Source organism: Streptomyces sp. NPDC002671 (assembly GCF_053592475.1).
The window spans coordinates 107,122-125,243 of record NZ_JBSFVU010000023.1 but is presented as its reverse complement, the minus strand read 5'-3'; the positions used below and the strand labels follow the sequence as shown (position 1 = coordinate 125,243).

14 protein-coding genes and 1 pseudogene are annotated in these 18,122 nt (G+C 72.2%); 7 read left to right on the top strand and 8 right to left on the bottom strand.

Translation table 11 applies throughout. From position 1 onward, the window contains the following. Nucleotides 1-57: 57 nt before the first annotated feature. The 4 genes from ACWD35_RS31055 to narI are packed head-to-tail and all read left to right on the top strand — an operon-like array spanning nt 58 to nt 6,579. Nucleotides 58-3,753, top strand: coding sequence for a nitrate reductase subunit alpha (locus ACWD35_RS31055; RefSeq protein WP_451354657.1), 3,696 nt, complete (start codon nt 58-60; stop codon nt 3,751-3,753). Beyond that, nucleotides 3,753-5,357, top strand: a complete 1,605-nt coding sequence (narH, locus tag ACWD35_RS31050; protein WP_451354656.1) for a nitrate reductase subunit beta — start codon at nt 3,753-3,755, stop codon at nt 5,355-5,357. Before ACWD35_RS31055 ends, narH begins: the two co-directional genes overlap by 1 nt. After that, entirely contained in the window at nt 5,357-5,860 is a 504-nt protein-coding gene (gene narJ / locus ACWD35_RS31045; RefSeq protein ID WP_451354655.1) for a nitrate reductase molybdenum cofactor assembly chaperone, read from the top strand. The genes narH and narJ overlap by 1 nt, the downstream gene beginning before the upstream one ends. Continuing rightward, nucleotides 5,857-6,579: a respiratory nitrate reductase subunit gamma gene (gene narI / locus ACWD35_RS31040; RefSeq protein ID WP_451354654.1), complete on the top strand. Its 723-nt coding sequence runs from the start codon at nt 5,857-5,859 to the stop codon at nt 6,577-6,579. Before narJ ends, narI begins: the two co-directional genes overlap by 4 nt. Before the next feature lie 3 nt (nt 6,580-6,582). On the opposite strand, the gene dnaK is transcribed toward narI, so the two are convergent. The 4 genes from dnaK to ACWD35_RS31020 all read right to left on the bottom strand — a co-directional run bounded on the left by dnaK (nt 6,583) and on the right by ACWD35_RS31020 (nt 11,881). Next, nucleotides 6,583-8,460, bottom strand: a complete 1,878-nt coding sequence (dnaK, locus tag ACWD35_RS31035) for a molecular chaperone DnaK (RefSeq protein ID WP_451354653.1) — start codon at nt 8,458-8,460, stop codon at nt 6,583-6,585. Nucleotides 8,461-8,622: 162 nt separating this feature from the next. Continuing rightward, complete coding sequence (locus ACWD35_RS31030) at nt 8,623-9,048, bottom strand: OsmC family protein (protein WP_451354652.1); 426 nt, start codon at nt 9,046-9,048, stop codon at nt 8,623-8,625. Nucleotides 9,049-9,190: 142 nt separating this feature from the next. Then, nucleotides 9,191-11,338 (bottom strand): phage holin family protein, encoded by a 2,148-nt coding sequence (locus tag ACWD35_RS31025; RefSeq protein WP_451354651.1) that lies wholly within the window; start codon nt 11,336-11,338, stop codon nt 9,191-9,193. 111 nt (nt 11,339-11,449) lie between these two features. Next, complete coding sequence (locus tag ACWD35_RS31020) at nt 11,450-11,881, bottom strand: hypothetical protein (RefSeq protein WP_451354650.1); 432 nt, start codon at nt 11,879-11,881, stop codon at nt 11,450-11,452. Nucleotides 11,882-11,965: 84 nt separating this feature from the next. On the opposite strand from ACWD35_RS31020, the gene ACWD35_RS31015 reads away from it, so the two are divergent. Next, nucleotides 11,966-12,739 (top strand): MBL fold metallo-hydrolase, encoded by a 774-nt coding sequence (locus tag ACWD35_RS31015; RefSeq protein ID WP_451354687.1) that lies wholly within the window; start codon nt 11,966-11,968, stop codon nt 12,737-12,739. Beyond that, nucleotides 12,736-13,380: a DedA family protein gene (locus ACWD35_RS31010; protein WP_451354649.1), complete on the top strand. Its 645-nt coding sequence runs from the start codon at nt 12,736-12,738 to the stop codon at nt 13,378-13,380. The genes ACWD35_RS31015 and ACWD35_RS31010 overlap by 4 nt, the downstream gene beginning before the upstream one ends. A gap of 30 nt (nt 13,381-13,410) precedes the next feature. Here ACWD35_RS31010 and ACWD35_RS31005 read toward each other — a convergent pair. From ACWD35_RS31005 to ACWD35_RS30990, 4 genes and pseudogenes are all read right to left on the bottom strand, one after another. Continuing rightward, a pseudogene (locus ACWD35_RS31005) lies at nt 13,411-14,501 on the bottom strand (MBL fold metallo-hydrolase). Continuing rightward, entirely contained in the window at nt 14,498-15,754 is a 1,257-nt protein-coding gene (locus ACWD35_RS31000; protein WP_451354648.1) for an aminotransferase class I/II-fold pyridoxal phosphate-dependent enzyme, read from the bottom strand. The pseudogene ACWD35_RS31005 and the gene ACWD35_RS31000 overlap by 4 nt, the downstream one beginning before the upstream one ends. A 161-nt stretch (nt 15,755-15,915) precedes the next feature. Next, on the bottom strand, nt 15,916-16,527 hold the full coding sequence (locus ACWD35_RS30995; protein WP_451354647.1) for a hypothetical protein: 612 nt from the start codon (nt 16,525-16,527) through the stop codon (nt 15,916-15,918). 173 nt (nt 16,528-16,700) lie between these two features. Continuing rightward, nucleotides 16,701-17,150: a carboxymuconolactone decarboxylase family protein gene (locus ACWD35_RS30990; protein ID WP_451354646.1), complete on the bottom strand. Its 450-nt coding sequence runs from the start codon at nt 17,148-17,150 to the stop codon at nt 16,701-16,703. An 83-nt stretch (nt 17,151-17,233) separates the two neighbouring features. On the opposite strand from ACWD35_RS30990, the gene ACWD35_RS30985 reads away from it, so the two are divergent. Beyond that, a complete protein-coding gene (locus tag ACWD35_RS30985) occupies nt 17,234-18,118 on the top strand; it encodes a sigma-70 family RNA polymerase sigma factor (RefSeq protein WP_451354645.1) in 885 nt (294 codons plus the stop codon). Nucleotides 18,119-18,122: the final 4 nt, after the last annotated feature.

Here is an 18,122-nt window from a genome sequence, read left to right as displayed (position 1 = left end):
TGCGCTCCCGCGCTCGCCCCTAAGTTCGAAACCACGGGGTGAGCCAAGGGAGCGCACGTGACCGACACGCAGACACCGCCCACGGAGCCAGGCTCCGTGCTGCTGAGTGCCGGGCGCTTCTTCCGGCCGGGCACCCCGGCGTCCGACCTGCACAGCGTGACACTGACGGGCGGGCGGGAGGCGGACGCGTTCTACCGGGACCGGTGGAGCCACGACAAGGTGGTGCGTTCCACGCACGGGGTGAACTGCACGGGCTCGTGCCGGTGGAAGGTCTATGTCAAGGACGGGATCATCACCTGGGAGACGCAGGAGACGGACTATCCGTCGGTGGGCCCGGACCGGCCCGAGTACGAGCCGCGCGGCTGTCCGCGCGGTGCCGCGTTCTCCTGGTACACCTACTCCCCCACCCGGGTGCGCTACCCGTACGTCCGGCGTGTGCTGCTGGAGCTGTACCGGGAGGCGAAAAACCGTCTACAGGATCCTGTCGACGCCTGGGCGGACATCCAGAGCGACCCGGAGCGGCGGCGCCGCTACCAGCAGGCGCGTGGCAAGGGCGGTCTGGTGCGGGCGAGTTGGGACGAGGCGGTGGAGCTCGTCGCCGCCGCGCAGGTGTACACCATCAAGACGTACGGACCGGACCGGATCGCCGGGTTCTCCCCGATCCCGGCGATGTCGATGGTGTCGCACGCGGCCGGTGCCCGCTACCACGCGCTGATCGGTGCGCCGATGCTGTCGTTCTACGACTGGTACGCCGACCTTCCGGTGGCCTCGCCGCAGGTGTTCGGCGACCAGACGGATGTGCCGGAGTCCGGGGACTGGTGGGACGCGGCGTATCTGATGATGTGGGGCTCGAACGTGCCGGTGGCGCGGACGCCGGACGCGCACTGGATGGCGGAGGCGCGCTATCGCGGGCAGAAGGTCGTGGTGGTGGCGCCGGACTACGCGGACAGCGCGAAGTTCGCCGACGAGTGGCTGCATCCACACCCCGGCACGGACGGCGCGCTGGCCATGGCCATGGGGCATGTGATCCTCAAGGAGTTCTTCGTCGACCGCGAGACGCCGTTTTCCGCGGAGTACGTACGGAAGTTCACCGATCTGCCGTTCCTGGTGACCCTGGCCGAGCGGGACGGGGCGTATGTGCCGGACAAGTTCCTGCGGGCGACCGAGGTGGGGCAGGACGGTGCGGGCGCGGAATGGAAGACGGTGGTGCTGGACGAGTCGACCGGCCGCGCCGTGGTCCCGAACGGTTCCCTGGGCTTCCGCTGGACCGAGGAGGGCGAGGGAAGGTGGAACCTCGAGCTCGGTGCCGTGCGGCCGAAGCTGAGCCTGTACGGCAGTGAGATGGCGGCTCCTGTGGAGGTGCTGCTGCCGCGGTTCGGCACGGAGGGCGGGGAGCACGGGCAGGGGCGCGGGGACGTGCTGCGGCGTGGGGTGCCGGCGACGCGGCTGGGCGGGGCGAACGGCCGTCTCGTAACGACTGTATACGATCTGCTGTTGACGCAATACGGTGTGTGGCGGCCCGGTATGCGGGGCAGCTGGCCGGCCTCGTACACGGACGACCGTATGCCGGCGACACCGGCGTGGCAGGAGGCCCACACCTCGGTCCCGGCCGCCAGGTGCATCAGGATCGCCAGGGAGTTCGCGCGGACCGCCGAGCGGTCCCGGGGCCGCTGCATGATCCTGATGGGCGCGGGCACGAACCACTGGTTCCACTCGGAGACGATCTACCGTGCGTTCCTGGCGCTGCTGCAGCTGACCGGCTGCCAGGGCCGCAACGGCGGCGGCTGGGCGCACTACGTGGGCCAGGAGAAGTGCCGTCCGGTGACCGGCTGGGCGATGCTGGCCGCCGCTTCCGACTGGGCGCGGCCCCCGCGGCAGATGATCAGCACTGCGTACTGGTTCCTCAACTCCGACCAGTGGCGTTACGACCGCTTCGGCGCCGATGTACTGGCCTCGCCGCTCGGCGAGGGCCGGTTCGCGGGGATGACGGGGGCGGACTGCGTGGCCCTGTCGGCCCGTTCGGGGTGGATGCCGTCGTATCCGACGTTCGACCGCAATCCGCTGGAGCTGGGCGAGGCGTTCGGCGACCCGGTGGCGAAGGCGGTGGCCGAACTGCGGGCGGGGACCTTGAAGTTCGCGTGCGAGGATCCGGACGCGCCGGAGAACTGGCCGCGGGTGCTGACGTTGTGGCGGGCCAATCTGCTGGGGTCGTCGGCGAAGGGCACCGAGTACTTCACCCGGCATCTGCTGGGTACGCAGTCCTCGCTGCGGGCGGCGCAGGCGGAGCCGGGCGAGCGTCCGCGCGATGTGCGATGGCGCGAGGAGGCGCCGGAGGGGAAGCTCGACCTGCTGCTGTCGCTGGACTTCCGGCAGACGTCGTCGACGCTGCTGTCGGACGTGGTGCTGCCGGCGGCGACCTGGTACGAGAAGCACGATCTGTCCTCCACCGACATGCACCCTTACGTGCACTCCTTCACCCCGGCCGTGGATCCGCCGTGGCAGGCGCGCACCGACTTCGACGCGTTCCGGGCGCTCGCGGAGAAGCTGAGCGAGCTGGCCGTCGAGCACCTGGGTGTGCGCAGGGACCTGGTGGCCACTGCGCTGCAGCACGACACCCCGGGCGAGACGGCACAGCCGGGCGGGGTGGTGCAGGACTGGAAGCGCGGCGAGTGCGATCCGGTGCCCGGCAGGACCATGCCGAACCTGACGGTGGTGGAGCGCGACTATCCGGCGGTCGCCGCCCAGTTCACCGCGCTCGGCCCGCTGGTGGAGGAACTTGGGTTGCCTGCCAAGGGGATAACCCTCATGCCCGGCGAAGAGGTTGCGTATCTGCGGGAGTTGAACGGTGCGATATGCGGCGGGCCGGCCGACGGGCGTCCGTCGCTGGACTCGGCGGTGAAGGCCGCGAACACGATCCTGGCGCTGTCCGGCACGACCAACGGGCGGCTGGCGACGCAGGGTTTCCGCATGCTGGAGCAGCGCACCGGGCAGGAGCTGGCGCACCTGGCAGCCGAGCACGAGGGAAAACGGGTCACGTACGCGGACACGCAGGCCGCGCCGGTGCCGGTGATCACCTCGCCGGAGTGGTCGGGCAGCGAGTCCGGCGGTCGACGGTACACAGCATTCACGCAGAACACCGAACACAGCAAGCCGTGGCACACGCTCACCGGCCGGCAGCACTTCTTCCTCGACCACGACTGGATACACGAACTCGGCGAGGCCCTGCCGGTGTACCGGCCGCCGCTGGACATGAACAAGCTGTTCGGGGAACCCGCGCTCGGCCCGGACGGCCAGCGTGAGGTGACGGTCCGCTATCTCACCCCGCACGACAAGTGGTCGATCCACTCCGAGTACCAGGACAACCTGTTCATGCTGGCGCTCTCCCGGGGCGGGCAGAACATCTGGATGTCCCCCGAGGACGCGGACGCGATCGGGGCGCGGGACAACGACTGGGTCGAGGCGGTCAACCGCAACGGCGTGGTCGTCGCCCGCGCCGTCGTCTCCCACCGCATGCCGGCCGGCACTGTCTACATGCACCACGCGCAGGAGCGCACGGTGAACGTGCCGAAGGCGGAGACGACCGGTGTGCGGGGCGGCATCCACAACTCGCTGACGCGGCTCCTGCTCAAGCCGTCCCATCTGATAGGCGGTTACGCCCAGTTGTCGTGGGCGTTCAACTACCTGGGCCCGACGGGCAACCAGCGCGACGAGGTGACGGTGATCCGCCGCCGCAGCCAGGAGGTCGAGTACTGATGCGTCCCATGGCCCAGATCGCGATGGTCATGAACCTCGACAAGTGCATCGGCTGCCATACCTGTTCGGTCACCTGCAAGCAGGCGTGGACCAACCGGCGCGGCATGGAGTACGTGTGGTTCAACAACGTCGAGACCCGGCCCGGGCAGGGCTATCCGCGCCGTTACGAGGACCAGGAGAAGTGGCGGGGCGGCTGGGAGCTGAACCGGCGCGGCGCGCTGAGGCTGAAGGCGGGCGGCCGGCTGCACAAGCTCGCCGGGATCTTCTCCAACCCGAAGCTGCCGGAGATCAAGGACTACTACGAGCCCTGGACCTACGACTACAGGAACCTCACCGGGGCCCCGCTCGGCGACGACTTCCCGGTGGCCCGTCCGCTGTCGTCGATCACCGGTAAGCCGATGAAGATCGAGTGGTCGTCGAACTGGGTCGACAACCTCGCCGGCGCACCCGCCTACGGAGATCTCGACCCGATGGTGGAGCGCACGCGCCAACAGGTGTCGGACAAGGTGAGGTTCACGTACGAGCAGACGTTCATGTTCTATCTGCCGCGGATCTGCGAGCACTGTCTCAACCCGTCGTGCGTGGCGTCCTGCCCGTCGGGGGCAATGTACAAGCGGACCGAGGACGGCGTCGTGCTGGTGGACCAGGACCGCTGCCGTGGCTGGCGGATGTGCGTGACCGGATGCCCGTACAAGAAGGTGTACTTCAACCACGCCACCGGCAAGGCCGAGAAGTGCACGCTGTGTTATCCGCGGATCGGGGTCGGCCTGCCGACGGTCTGCTCGGAGACGTGCGTGGGCCGGCTGCGCTACCTGGGCGTGCTCCTCTACGACGCCGACAAGGTGACGGCGGCGGCTTCGGTCCAGGATGAAAAAGACCTGTACGAGGCCCAGTTGGGGGTGTTCCTCGACCCCGAGGACCCCGTGGTGCGGCGGGCGTGCCAGGAGGCGGGGATCCCGTACGACTGGATCGAGGCGGCCCGCCGCTCCCCGGTGCACGCGCTGGTCGACAAGTACCGGGTGGCGCTGCCGCTGCATCCTGAATACCGGACGATGCCCATGGTCTGGTACATCCCGCCGCTGTCGCCGGTGGTGGACGCGCTGGCCGAGACCGGGCACGACGGGGAGGACGCGCACAACCTCTTCGGCGCGATCGACACCCTGCGCATCCCGCTGGAGTACCTGGCGGAGCTGTTCACGGCCGGCGACATCGGGCCCGTGCGGGCCGCGCTGGAGAAACTGGCCGCGATGCGCTCCCACATGCGGGCGATCAGCCTCGGCGAGGTGCCGGACGCGGCGATCGCCTCCGCCGTGGGCATGCAGCCGGTGGAGATCGAGGAGATGTACCGGCTGCTGGCCATCGCCAAGTACGAGGACCGGTACGTCATCCCGACCGCCGCCGTCGGTGACGCCCGCCGCCTGGAGGAGTCGGCCCTGCCCCAGGGGTGCAGTCTCGACTACGAGGGCGGGCCCGGCATGGGCGGCGACGGCCCCTTCGGCCGGGACTCGGGCCGCAGGTACCTGCCTCTGGTGTCCGTGGAGAACTTCCATGTGCTGCGCAAGCGGCAGACCTCCGACGCCCCCGACGACGTGAGGGAGCCCTGATGCCCTCGGACGCTGTGCTGTACCAGGCGGCGGCGCTCTGCCTCACCTACCCGGACGACGACTTCTTCGCCCGGCTGCCGCTGCTGCGCCAAGCCGCCCCGCAGCTGCGGGTGTTCACCGACCACGCGGCTGTCACCCCGCCGCAGGAGCTGGCCGCGCACTATGTGCGGGTCTTCGACTTCAAGAACCGGCACAGTCTGTATCTGAGCTGGTGGCACGACGGCGACACCCGGCGGCGCGGCATGTCCCTGGTCCGTTTCAAGGACGTCTACCGTGCGCACGGGCTGGAGTTCAGCGGGGAGGAACTGCCCGATTTCCTGCCGGCGGTGCTGGAGTTCACCGCCCGGACGGGCGACACGGATCTGCTGACCGAATACCGCGACGGCCTGGAACAGCTGCGTTCCCGGCTGACCGAGTACGGCACACCGTATGCCGGCGTCCTGGATGCCGTATGCGCCACACTGCCGACCGTACACACCGGGCGGACCGGGGTGCGTCCATGACCACAGTCCTGTGGGGCGCCCTGCCCTATGTCGCCTTCGCCCTGCTGGTCGCCGGCCTCGTCTGGCGCTACCGCTACGACAAGTACGGCTGGACCACGCGCTCGTCCCAGGTGTACGAGTCGCGGCTGCTGAACATCGCCTCACCGGTCTTCCACTACGGCATCCTGTTCGTGCTCGCCGGCCATCTGGTGGGCCTGTTCGTGCCGAGGTCATGGACGGACGCCGTCGGTGTGGACGAGCGCACGTACCATCTGTTCTCGCTGTACGGCGGTACGGCGGCCGGGGTGCTGACGGTCGCCGGGATCCTGTTGCTCGTATACCGTCGACGCACGCGCGCCCCCGTGTTCCGGGCGACGACGGTCAACGACAAGGCGATGTACGTGCTGCTGCTCGGGGCGATCGCCCTCGGCATGGCCGCGAAGCTCTCGCACGCCGCCGGTGAGGGGTACGACTACCGGGAGACGATCGGCCCCTGGGCGCGCAGCCTGTTCACGCTCCGGCCGAGGACCCACCTGATGGAGGGCGTGCCGGTGCTGTACCAGGTGCATGCGGTGGTCGGCATGGTGCTGATCGCGTTCGTGCCGTACAGCCGGCTGGTGCACATGTTCAGCGCACCGGTGCAGTATCTGTTCCGGCCGTATGTCGTATACCGCACACGGGAACCCCGGCAGCTGGGTCCGCGTCCGGAGCGGCGGGGCTGGGAGCGGCTGGGTGGTTGAGCGTCAGGCCGCTCCGCCCTTCTCGTCCCTCTCCTCGTCGACGATCTCGGCGTCGACCACCCCTTCGTCGTCGGACGTGTCCGGACGGCCGGACGGGCCGGACGGGCCGCCGGAGGCGGCGGCGGACGCCGATGCCGACTCGTACATGGCCTGCCCCATCTTCTGGCTGACGGAGGCGAGTTTCTCGACGCCGGTGCGCAGTGCCGCTGTCTCGGCGTTCCGCTCCAGCAGGTTCTTCAGTTCGGTGACCGCCTCCTCCACCTCGCCGCGGGTGCCCTCGGGTACCCGCTCCTCGTTGTCGCGGATGAACTTCTCGGTCTGGTAGACGAGTTGTTCGGCCTGGTTGCGGGTCTCGGCGGCCTCGCGGCGGTTGCGGTCCTCTTCGGCGTACTGTTCGGCCTCCCGCATCATGCGGTCGATGTCCTCCTTGGGGAGGGCGGAGCCGCCGGTGACGGTCATCTTCTGTTCCCGGCCGGTGGCGAGGTCCTTGGCGGAGACGTGCATGATCCCATTGGCGTCGATGTCGAAGGCGACCTCGATCTGCGGGACGCCGCGCGGGGCGGGCGGCAGGCCGGTGAGGTCGAAGACGCCGAGCTTCTTGTTGTAGGCGGCGATCTCGCGTTCGCCCTGGTAGACCTGGATGCCGACGGAGGGCTGGTTGTCGGTGGCGGTGGTGAAGATCTCGGAGCGGCGGGTCGGGATCGTGGTGTTGCGTTCGATCAGCTTGGTCATGATGCCGCCCTTGGTCTCGATGCCGAGGGACAGCGGGGTGACGTCGAGGAGCAGGACGTCCTTGACGTCGCCGCGCAGGACGCCCGCCTGGAGGGTCGCGCCGACGGCGACGACCTCGTCGGGGTTGACGCCCTTGTGCGGGTCCTTGTGGGTGAGTTCGCGTACCAGGTCGGTGACGGCGGGCATCCGGGTGGAGCCGCCGACGAGGATGACGTGGTCGATCGCGGACAGCTGGATCCCGGCGTCCTCGACGGCCTGGTGGAAGGGCTTCTTGCAGCGGTCGAGCAAGTCGGCGGTCAGCTCCTGGAACTGGGCGCGGGTCAGTTTCTCGTCCAGGTGGAGGGGGCCTTCGGCGGAGGCGGTGATGTAGGGCAGGTTGATGCCGGTCTCGGACGACGAGGACAGTTCGATCTTGGCTCTCTCGGCGGCCTCCCGCAGGCGCTGGACCGCCATCTTGTCGGCGGCGAGATCGATGCCGTACTGGCCCTTGAACCGCTTGACCAGGTGTTCGACGATCCGCTGGTCCCAGTCGTCGCCGCCGAGGTGGGTGTCGCCGTTGGTGGCCTTGACCTCGATGACGCCGTCGCCGATCTCCAGCAGGGACACGTCGAAGGTGCCGCCGCCCAGGTCGAACACGAGGACCGTCTGTTCCTCGCCGCGGTCGAGGCCGTAGGCGAGGGCGGCGGCGGTGGGCTCGTTGATGATCCTGAGCACCTTCAGGCCGGCGATCTCCCCGGCTTCCTTGGTGGCCTGCCGCTGGGCGTCGTCGAAGTAGGCGGGGACGGTGATCACCGCGTCCGTGACGTCCTCACCGAGGTAGGCCTCCGCGTCCCGCTTCAGTTTCTGCAGCACCCGGGCCGACAGCTCCTGCGCGCGCAGTTGGGTGCCGTCGATGCTGCCCTGCTCGGGGAAGCGCCAGCCGCCGTCGCCCATGTGGCGTTTCACGGAGCGTGCGGTGCGCTCCACGTTCGTGACCGCCTGCCGCTTGGCGACCTCGCCGACCAGTACCTCGCCGTTCTTCGCGAATGCCACCACCGAGGGCGTGGTCCGGGCGCCCTCCGCGTTGGTGACGACGGTGGGTTCGCCGCCCTCCAGGACGGCCACCACCGAGTTCGTCGTCCCGAGATCGATACCGACCGCACGTGCCATCGTCCGTCCCCTTCCGCCAGGGCGCCCGCCGCCCTTACAGCACAAGACGTGCGTGCGGCGTTGTCAATGCGCCGGGTACCCCGGTCCCGGGCGGCCGACCCGCGGGTGCGGCGATGCCGCGCTCCCGGGGCGGGAACGCGGCATCGGGGGGGATGTACGGGGTCAGGCGAGCTCGGCGGTGAGGGTGATCGTCGTACCGGTCAGGGCCTGGCTGACCGGGCAGTTCTTCTTGGCGTCCTCGGCGGCCGAGGCGAAGCCCTCGGCGTCCAGGCCGGGAACCTCGCCGCGGACGGTGAGGTGGATGCCGGTGATGCCCTCGCCGGGCTGGAAGGTGACGTCGGCCTTGGTCTCCAGGCGGGTGGGCGGGGTGCCGGCGCCGGCCAGGCCGTGCGAGAGGGCCATGGAGAAGCAGCTGGAGTGGGCTGCGGCGATCAGCTCCTCGGGGCTGGTCTTGCCGTTGGCCTGCTCGGCGCGCGACGGCCACGACACCGGCTGCGAGCCGATGCCGGAGGTGTCGAAGGTGACGACGCCGCTGCCGTCCAGCAGGTTGCCTTCCCAGACGGTGTGTGCGGTGCGCGTGGTTGCCACGGCTGTTCCTTTCACGTGGGTCCGAGTTTCCGGGGCCGGGGTCCGGTCCGGGGTCCGGGGCCATCCGATCACATTCGGGCGCGGCGCACCCGGAAGACCGGTCCACGAGCGGTGAACGGGAGGTGGCGCGGTCCGGGGCGGTTCAGGCGGCCCGTTCTTCTTCCTTGTCCTGCGCCTCGTCCGGATGCTCCGCTGCGGTGGTGAGCGGTACCTGGGGTCCGTTCAGCTCGCGCAGCCAGCGGCGCAGTACGCGGTGCACGTGTTCGGCGCCGGCCATCTCCTCGTCCGCCTCGGCCGGCGGGGTCAGGGTGAGCGGGGAGAGCAGGAACGGGTGGGACTGGGCGCCGCCGAGGCCGCCGTGGGAGCCGATCTGTTCCTCGAAGGCGAGGACTTCGCCGTGGGCGGGGTCGTGGACGGAGTTCACCATGATGTCGGCGGTGTGCGGGAAGCTGTGGGTGCGGCGTACGGCGTCGGCGGCGCCGGGGCCGAAGCGGGCGAGCGGGCCGGGCTCGTCGTGCAGGGCGGCCAGGGGGATCTCGGTGCCGTGGGGGCCGAGGACGACGCCGTCGTGTTCCGCGCTGCGTACCAGCAGGAAGCCGATGCCGGGGTGGTTGGCGAGGGTGCTGAGCAGGGCGGGGTGGCGGGCGTCGATCTCCTCCTTGGTCATGCGGTGCGGCACGTCGGGGAAGGAGACGAGGCCGAGGTTGCCGGAGGCCAGTACGACGGGTTCGGAGCGGCGGGAGGGGTGGTGGTGTTCGCCGCGCTCCTCGACCGGGCGGCGCAGTGCGGCGCGTACGGCGGCGCGGGCCTCGGTGCCGCTGCGGGTGCTCCCCCGGTGGTGAGCGCCTGGGGGGACCCCCGTGGCGCGGCGGGGCACGGGGAGTCCGCAGCCGGCCCGGACGAGGTCGGCGAGGGTGAGGCCGTAGCGGGCGCGGAAGGTTTCGCCGGGGCTCTGGCCGTGGTCGGAGAGGACGACGAGGCGGTAGGGGCGGGGGGCGTGTTCGGCGACCTTCTCGATGAGCGCGAGGCAGCGGTCGAGGCGTTGCAGGACCTTCTCGGCGTCGCGGCTGTGCGGGCCGGAGTGGTGGGCGACCTCGTCGTAGGCGACGAGGTCGGCGTAGACGGCGGTGCGGCCGGCGAGCATGTCGCCCATGACGGCGGCGACGACGACGTCGCGTTCGACGACGGTGGCGAAGGCGCGGACGAAGGGGTAGAGGCCGCCGCGTGAGACTCGCGGGCGCTGCCTGCGGATGCGGGCGCGGGTGGACTGGCCGAGCTCGCGGGCGACCTCGGCGATGAAGGAGAGGGCGGTGCGGACGGCGTTGGCGGGGTCGGAGAAGTAGGCGAAGTAGCCGGCGCGGGAACGGTTCTCCCGGCCGCGGCGGCGGGCGGCGATGGACAGAACGAGGGCCTGTTCGCCGGCGCCGCCGCTGAACAGGTTGCCGCGGCTGGCACCGTCGACGGTGAGCAGTCCGCTGTCGCCTGTATGCAGTATGGCGCGGCGTTGCAGTTCGGCGGCGCTCGTCGGGCGATTGCACACCATCACCTCGCCCCGGTCCTTCTCGTACCAGCGGAAGGCGGGGACGTCGAAGGTGCTGCCGTGCAGGATGCCGAGCTGGCTGGCGCCGGTCTGGCTGGACCAGTCGGTGCGCCAGCGGGTGAGCCGGTGGGTGGGCCGGTGGGTGGGCTGTATACCGTCGCCGGTCGACAGCCAGCGGGCGACGGTCGGCATCAGGCCCTTGCGGACCGCGGCGGTGAGGACGTCGTGGCCGACGCCGTCGAGCTGGAGGAAGACCAGGGCGGGTGTGTCCGGGCAGGGCGGATCGGTTCTGCGGCGGCGGGCGGCGAGCCGGTGCAGGCGGCGGCGGTAGGCCTCGTCGTCGCGTACGGCGAGGGCGGCGCCGGTGGCCGAGGCGACGGCGGACATCACGGCGGCCACGATGACGGCGGTGTCGGGGGCGGCGTCGCCCCGGCCGGAGGGGTTGAGGCGCAGGGCGAGCAGCAGCAGGGAGCCGTTGAGGAAGAACACCAGCAGGCCGAGCACGAGGGCGGGGACGAGCAGCAGCAGCCGTACGAGGAGGGGCCAGACCAGGGCCGAGAGCACGCCGAAGGCGCCGGCGCCGCAGGCGGCGGTGATGCCGATGCGGGTGGCGCTGTCGCCGTCGGCGGACTGGAGCCGGAAGTCGGGCAGGACACCGGCGAGCACCAGCATGGTGAGCGTGGACACCGCCCACACCGTGACGCTCCGTCCGATCTGACTGGCGGCCCGCCGCCACCGTACGCCCCGCACGCCCGCCCACCTCACGTCCCGGCCCGCTCGACGCCCAGGCCTCGCTCCACCTTGTCACACGGGGTGTGCCCGCGCGGGGTGTCGGAGCTGCGGGCAGGCGGCGGCTGCGAGTCAGCGGCCGTCGTAGCCGGCGGTCGGCATCGACAGGCGGCGGTGTACGCGGGCCTTCATCTGGGCGTCGTACGCCGGTTCGGCCCGGCCCACCGTCTCCACGCGCACTCCGCGGCGTGCGCACTCGGCGGTGAACTCCTCCACCGAGGACAGGGCGCGTTCCAGCACGCGCCGGCTGGGGGCGACGAACACGTCGACTCCGGGCCGGATGCCGTCCCACAGGGCGCTGTGGTCGAACCGCAGGCCGCCGAGGAGGAGTTCGCGGGCGATGACGTACCCGCGTTCGGCGGCCCAGCGGGCGCACATGGCGTGCTGGGTGCGGGAGTCCACCAGGAAGGGGTCGGCTTCCAGTTCCTGGAGGGGTGTCAGGCTCGCGATGGCGGTGACCCGCACCGGTCCCAGCCCGCCGCAGGCACCCCGCAGTTGTCCCATGGCACCCCCCTCACCTCTGGGTTTCGCCGCCGACCCTACTCCTGCCCGTAGGCTTCGGGGAGTCGCGTGAAGGAGGCGAAGAGAGTGCCGGTGGAGATCACCTGGTGGGGTCACGCCACCTGCACGGTGGAGGATGCGGACACACGGGTGCTGACCGATCCTCTGTTCGCCCGCCGGCTCGCGCATCTGCGCCGCCGCCGGGGCGCCGTGCCGCCCGCCGAGGCGCACCGTGCGGACGTGGTGCTCGTCTCCCATCTGCACGCCGACCACCTGCATCTGCCGTCGCTGGCCGCGCTCGCGCCGGGCGCGCACCTGCTCGTGCCCCGGGGCGCGCCCCGGGCGGTGCCGGGTCTGCGCAGGCTGCGGGGGCTGCGGATCAGCGAGGTGGTGCCGGGGGACGAGGTGCGGGTCGGGGGCGTGCTGGTGCGGGCGGTGTCCGCGCGGCACGACGGGCGGCGGCTGCCGGTCGGCCCGCACCGCTCCCCCGCGCTCGGCTACGTCGTCGAGGGCGAGGCACGGACCTACTTCGCCGGGGACACGGGCCTGTTCGACACCATGGCCGAGGAGGTCGGGCCGGTGGACGTGGCGCTGCTGCCGGTGGGCGGCTGGGGGCCGTATCTCGGTGCGGGGCACCTGGACGCGGGGCGGGCGGCGCGGGCGCTGGCTCTGCTGGCGCCGCGCGCGGCGGTGCCGGTGCACTACGGGACGTACTGGCCGATCGGCATGGACGCGGTGCGCCCGCACGAATTCCATGCGCCGGGCGACGAGTTCGTGCGCCTGGCGGCCGTCGCGGCGCCCCAGGTGGAGGTGCACCGGCTCGGGCACGGGGAGCGGGTGCGGCTGGGGGTCGTACGGTGATACGGCTGTCCTCGGCCGCGACGCTGGCCGCGGCGTCCACGTCGACGGTGCCGCCGGAGTCGACGCAGCAGGCGCTCGGGTATCCGTCGCTGTTCCTGCTGGTGCTGATCGGTGCGCTGGTGCCGGTGGTGCCGACGGGGGCGCTGGTGAGTTCGGCGGCGGTGGTGGCGTTCCATCAGACGGCGCCGTTCGCACTGGTGCTGGTGTTTGTGACGGCGTCGCTGGCGGCGTTCCTCGGGGACGCGGCGCTGTACTGGCTGGGGCGGCGCGGGATGCGGTCGCGCGGCGGCTCGCGGTGGCTGGAGGCGATACGTTCCCGGGCGCCGCAGGACCGGCTGGAGCGGGCGCAGGGGAAGCTGGCCGAGCACGGGGTGGCGGTGCTGGTGGTGTCGCGGCTGGTGCCGGCGGGCCGCATCCCGGTGATGCTCGCCTGCCTGCTGGCCGACTGGCCGCTCGACCGGTTCAGCCGGGGGAACCTGCCGGCGTGTCTGGCGTGGGCGGTGACGTACCAGTTGATCGGGATCCTCGGCGGTTCGCTGTTCCCGAAGCCGTGGGAGGGTGTGGTGGTGGCGGTCGCGCTGACGGTGGTGATCGGTGTGGCGCCGGGCGTGGTGCGACGCGTGCGCGGGGAAGCGGGTTAGCGCCGCACCGCTCCCCCTTTCACGCCGGCCTCACTCCAGCACTCTCGATCCGCCCACCGGCAGGTCCCACAGGTCCTCCCGTTCCAGGCCCGCCTTCTCCCAGGCGGCTCGTGCGCGGGTGAGGGGTTCGAGGACGGGTTCCGCCGAGAGGACGAAGGTGCCCCAGTGCATCGGTGCCATGCGACGGGCGCCGAGGTCGAGGGTGGCCTGGACCGCCTCCTCGGGGTCGCAGTGGACGTCGCCGAGCCACCAGCGCGGGTCGTAGGCACCTATGGGCATCATGGCGAGGTCGATGCCGGGGTAGCGGCGGCCGATGCGGTCGAACCAGTGGCCGTAGCCGGTGTCGCCGGCGAAGTAGAGGCGCAGGCCGTCGGATGCGGTGAGGACCCAGCCGCCCCACAGGCTGTGGCAGGTGTCGGTGAGGGTGCGCTTGGACCAGTGGTGGGCGGGCACGAAGTCGAAGCGGACGCCCGCGAGTTCGGCGCCCTCCCACCAGTCCAGCTCGGTGACGCGGGTGAACCGGCGGCGCCGGAACCAGCGGGCGAGTCCGGCTGGCGCGAACACCGGTGTGTCGCACGGGAGTCGGCGCACGGTGGGGGCGTCCAGGTGGTCGTAGTGGTTGTGGCTGATGACGACCGCGTCGACGGGCGGCAGGGTGTCCCGGGGGATGCCGATGGGGGTGATGCGGGCGGGGGTGCCGAGGATGCGGTGGGACCAGACGGGGTCGGTGAGGACGGTCAGTCCGCCGATCGGCACCACCCAACTGGCGTGACCCGCCCAGGAGACGGCGAGGGTGCGGGCGCCGGCGCGGGGCAACGGGGCCGGTGCGCCGGTCAGTCGGGGGATGTCGGTGAGGCCGTCGGCGCCGGGGCGTATGGCGCCTTCGCGGGCGAAGCGGGCGAGGGCCTTCAGACCCGGAGCGGGGCGGTGAGCCGGTCGTGGAACGTGCGCGGCCACACACGGGGTTCGCCCAGCGGGCGGGGCTCGGCCGGCGGCGGGAACGGGGGCGCGAGAGGGCTGGGGGTCGGGGTCGCGATGGGGGTCGGGGGCGCGGGGGCGTCGGCTTCCGTGGTCGTCCTGGGCGTGGCGGGCGGACCGGACTGCTGCGTCTGCTGCGTCATCGAGGGGGCTCCCGTCGCCGAGCGCCGTCGCGGAGATCGTCGAAGACCGACCTCAAAGAGGTCAACGCGCGTTGCAGGTGTGGCAGTTCCAACGGTGCGGGCGACGTGAGGCATTCCGTGCGTTCCGCGTCCGTGCCGCCGAGCAGGGGCCCCGTGGCGAGCCGTACGCGCAGCGCCTGGAGGTCGTCGCCGAAGCGGTGGCCGCCGGGCGCGGGCATGCCCAGCCGGGGGCTGAGGTAGTCCTCCAGTTCCTGTGCGTCGCCGACGCCGTGCTCGCCGAGTGCCTCGCGCAGCGGGCCGAGGTCGGCGTACAGGTGGCGGCCGGCCTGCGGCGGCCGGGCGAGCGCCCCGGCGGCGACGACCACGCCGTGCGCGGCGGCGGCCACGCGCGCGTGCAGGCGTACGGCGGCCTCGCGGCGGTCGGTGACGGGCGGGGGTTCGTCGAGCGCGTATCCGGCGGTGACGGCGAGCGGTCCGGCGATCCGCGCGCCGAGCGCGGTGAGCACGTCGAGCACGCGCGCGTGGAGCTGCCGGCCCAGCTCGCCGGCGGGGAAGCGCGCGATGGCCGCGGGCCAGCCGGGGGGCAGCAGGCCGCCGGCCAGGTCGCTGACGACCGTGACCCGGTCGGGCAGCATCTCGGCGGGGCTGAGCAGCACGGTCTGGTGGGGGTCGTGCACGGTGTCGCGCCAGGTCTCGTCGCTGACCAGGTGCAGGCCCTCGGCCGCGGCGGCCTCGACGGTCTCGTGCAGGAGTTCGGGCGGGGCGACGGTGGCGGTGGGATCGTCGGCGACGGACAGCACCAGCAGACGCGGGTCGCCGCCCTCCGCGCGGACCCGCCGGGCGGTCTCCAGGAGGGCGTACGGGTCGGGGACGCCGCCGCTCTCGGCAGGCGTGGGCACGTGGAAGACGGGCCGGCCGAGCAGCCGCGCGTACGGCGCCCACCAGGCGGCGCAGGGGCGGGGGACGAGGACGTCACCGCCGTCCCCGGCGATCGCGGCGGTCAGGGCGAGCAACAGGGCGGGCGCGCCGGGGCCGGCGACGACCCGGTCGGGGACGCAGGGCAGTCCGCGCCGCGTCCAGTAGCCGCAGGCCGCCTCCAGCAGCGCGGGGGCACCGCCCACGGGCTGTGCGTCGGAGCGGGTCGCGGCGGCGGCGAGGTGGGCGGCGAGTTCGGGCAGCACGGGCAGGCCGTCGTCGGGCAGGGGCGGCCCGTAGCGGACGGGGCCGTGGCCCTCGGGGTCCGTCCGCCGCATGTCCGCCTCCGCGCAGTCGGTGGTGCCGTGTGCTGTTCCCGCTCGGGGCGTGTCCGGTGTGTTGTATGCAGTCGGCTGTTGGTTGTCGACTGTCGTATGTCGACCGTCGGCTGTCGGCTGTCGGCTGTCGGCTGTCGGCTGTCGGCTGTCGGCGCCCAGCGTCAGCAGTCTGCGGAACGTCTGCTGCCGTACAGCCGGTGGACGGCGCCCGCGCAGGCGGCGGCGATGAGTGCGCCGCCGGCCACCAGGGCCGGTACCGAGTCGTTGACGGAGCCTCCTCCCCCGGCCTCCACTCCATGTTGCGCGCCGGGCGGGGGCTGGAGTCCGTCGCCACCGTTGCCCCCATCGCCGCCGGTGCCGCCGGTGCCCCCGATGCCGCCGTTACCCCCGATGCCACCGTCGCCGCCGCACTGCTGTGGTGCGGCGCACGGAGTGCCGTCCTCGGTGCGGGGGGCGGTGTTGGTGTCGCCGGACGGCTTCTCGGGTGTGCCGGGGGCCTCCGGGCAGGCGCCGTCGGCCGTGCCGTCACTGCCGGGGATCCGGCTCAGCCGCACGGTGTTCCCGGTGCCGCCCGTGAGGCCCTGCGAGGGGGCGTCGAGGGGGTCCGGTATGGCCCCGGTGACGTCCCCGCAGGACGTGGACGTGGACGCGTCCCCGGACGTGATGACGGGGCCGGGGGCGGGGGCAGGGGCGGCCTGCGCGGCGGGGCCGGCCAGGGTGAGCGCGGCACCGGCGACGACGGCGGCGGACAGGGCGCGGGCGGTGCTGCGCATGGGGCGGGCTCCTCGGCGGAACGGCGGCGGTGGGGCGGCGGGCGAGGGGTCGTGCCCTCGTTGCCATCACAGCCCGTCGGGCGCCGGAGCGCGCGCGGCCGGGCCCCATTCGCGGGACGCGAGCGGCCTGACGGGTGACCCCGCCCCGGGCCCGCCCACCGGATCCCACCCGCTCACCAGGTCTTGCCGGCCTGCTCCCGGGTCGTGCGGTTGATGCGGTTGTAGAAGTTGGTCAGGGCGATGTTCAGGATGATCGCGGACAGCTGCTTCTCGTCGAAGTGGGCGGCGGCCTGGTTCCAGATCTCGTCGGTCACGCCGGGCGCGCCGTCCTGGATGCGGGTGGCGGCCTCGGTGAGCGCGAGCGCTGCCCGCTCCGGCTCGGTGAAGAAGGGCGTCTCACGCCAGGTGACCACGTTGTGCAGCCGCTGCTCGGTTTCCCCGTGCTTCTTCGCCGACTCGACCCCGCCGAACACGCAGGGGCTGCAACCGTTGATCTGGCTGGCCCGCAGGTGGACCAGTTCGAGCACGAGCGGGTCGACACCGCTGCCGTGGATCGCCTTGTCGAGGTGCTGGATTCCGGTGATCACGTCGAGGTTCGCCGGGCTCTTGATCCGTGCTTCCATCGGTCTTGCTCCTTCATCGGTTACCCGAGCCTGTCCGGGCCCGTCATCCCCCATGACGGAGCGGATCCGAGGAAGGTAACCCCATGATCGACAGCAGCCCGACGGACCCGGTGGCCGAGGCGTTCGAGGCCCAGCGCGATCGCCTGCGGGCGGTCGCCCACCGCATGCTCGGATCGCACGCGGATGCCGAGGACGTGGTGCAGGAGGCCTGGCTGCGGCTGTCCCGCCAGGACACGGCAGGCATCCACAACCTGGCCGGCTGGCTGACCACGGTGGTCGGCCGGATCAGCCTCGACGTGCTGCGTTCGCGCCAGGCCCGCCCCGAGGCGTCCTACGGCGACCGGCTGCCCGAGTTCGTCGTGACGCTCGACGACGCGTCCGCGCCCGCGCCGGAGGAGGACGTGGCGCTCGCCGACTCGGTCGGGCTCGCGCTCCTTGTCGTCCTCGAGTCGCTGGGGCCGAGCGAGCGGCTGGCGTTCGTGCTGCACGACCTGTTCGCGGTGCCGTTCGCCGAGATCGGCCAGATCCTCGGCAAGTCCACCGCCGCCACCAAGATGCTCGCGAGCCGGGCCCGCAGGAAGGTGCAGGCGACCGAGCGGCCGGCCGCCGCCGGGCCGGAGCAGCGGGAGGTGGTCCGGGCGTTCCTGGCGGCGGCTCGCGGCGGCGACTTCGAGGGGTTGCTGCGGGTGCTGGATCCGGGGGTACGGCTGACCGTCGACACCCCGGGCGGTGTGGTCGTCACTCTCGGCGCCACCGAGGTCGCCGCGGGCGCGCGGCTGTCCGCCGCCGCAGCCGCGCGGGGGCGTTCGGTGCTCGTCAACGGGCTTCCCGGGCTGGTGTCTTGGCGTGTGGACGGCACGCTGCTCTCGGTCATGGCGTTCACCGTGGCCGACGGGCGGATCACCGGCATCGCGATCGAGACCGACCCGGCCAGGCTCGCCTCGATGGACCTGCCGGAGCCGGAGTAGGGGC

Excerpts from the sequence above, each read along its gene's own strand:
- narH (WP_451354656.1), top strand. The coding sequence starts at position 3,753 with ATGCGTCCCATGGCCCAGATCGCGATGGTCATGAACCTCGACAAGTGC.
- narJ (WP_451354655.1), top strand. The coding sequence starts at position 5,357 with ATGCCCTCGGACGCTGTGCTGTACCAGGCGGCGGCGCTCTGCCTCACC.
- narI (WP_451354654.1), top strand. The coding sequence starts at position 5,857 with ATGACCACAGTCCTGTGGGGCGCCCTGCCCTATGTCGCCTTCGCCCTG.
- dnaK (WP_451354653.1), bottom strand. The coding sequence starts at position 8,460 with ATGGCACGTGCGGTCGGTATCGATCTCGGGACGACGAACTCGGTGGTG.
- ACWD35_RS31020 (WP_451354650.1), bottom strand. The coding sequence starts at position 11,881 with ATGGGACAACTGCGGGGTGCCTGCGGCGGGCTGGGACCGGTGCGGGTC.
- ACWD35_RS31000 (WP_451354648.1), bottom strand. The coding sequence starts at position 15,754 with ATGCGGCGGACGGACCCCGAGGGCCACGGCCCCGTCCGCTACGGGCCG.
- ACWD35_RS30995 (WP_451354647.1), bottom strand. The coding sequence starts at position 16,527 with ATGCGCAGCACCGCCCGCGCCCTGTCCGCCGCCGTCGTCGCCGGTGCC.
- ACWD35_RS30990 (WP_451354646.1), bottom strand. The coding sequence starts at position 17,150 with ATGGAAGCACGGATCAAGAGCCCGGCGAACCTCGACGTGATCACCGGA.
- ACWD35_RS30985 (WP_451354645.1), top strand. The coding sequence starts at position 17,234 with ATGATCGACAGCAGCCCGACGGACCCGGTGGCCGAGGCGTTCGAGGCC.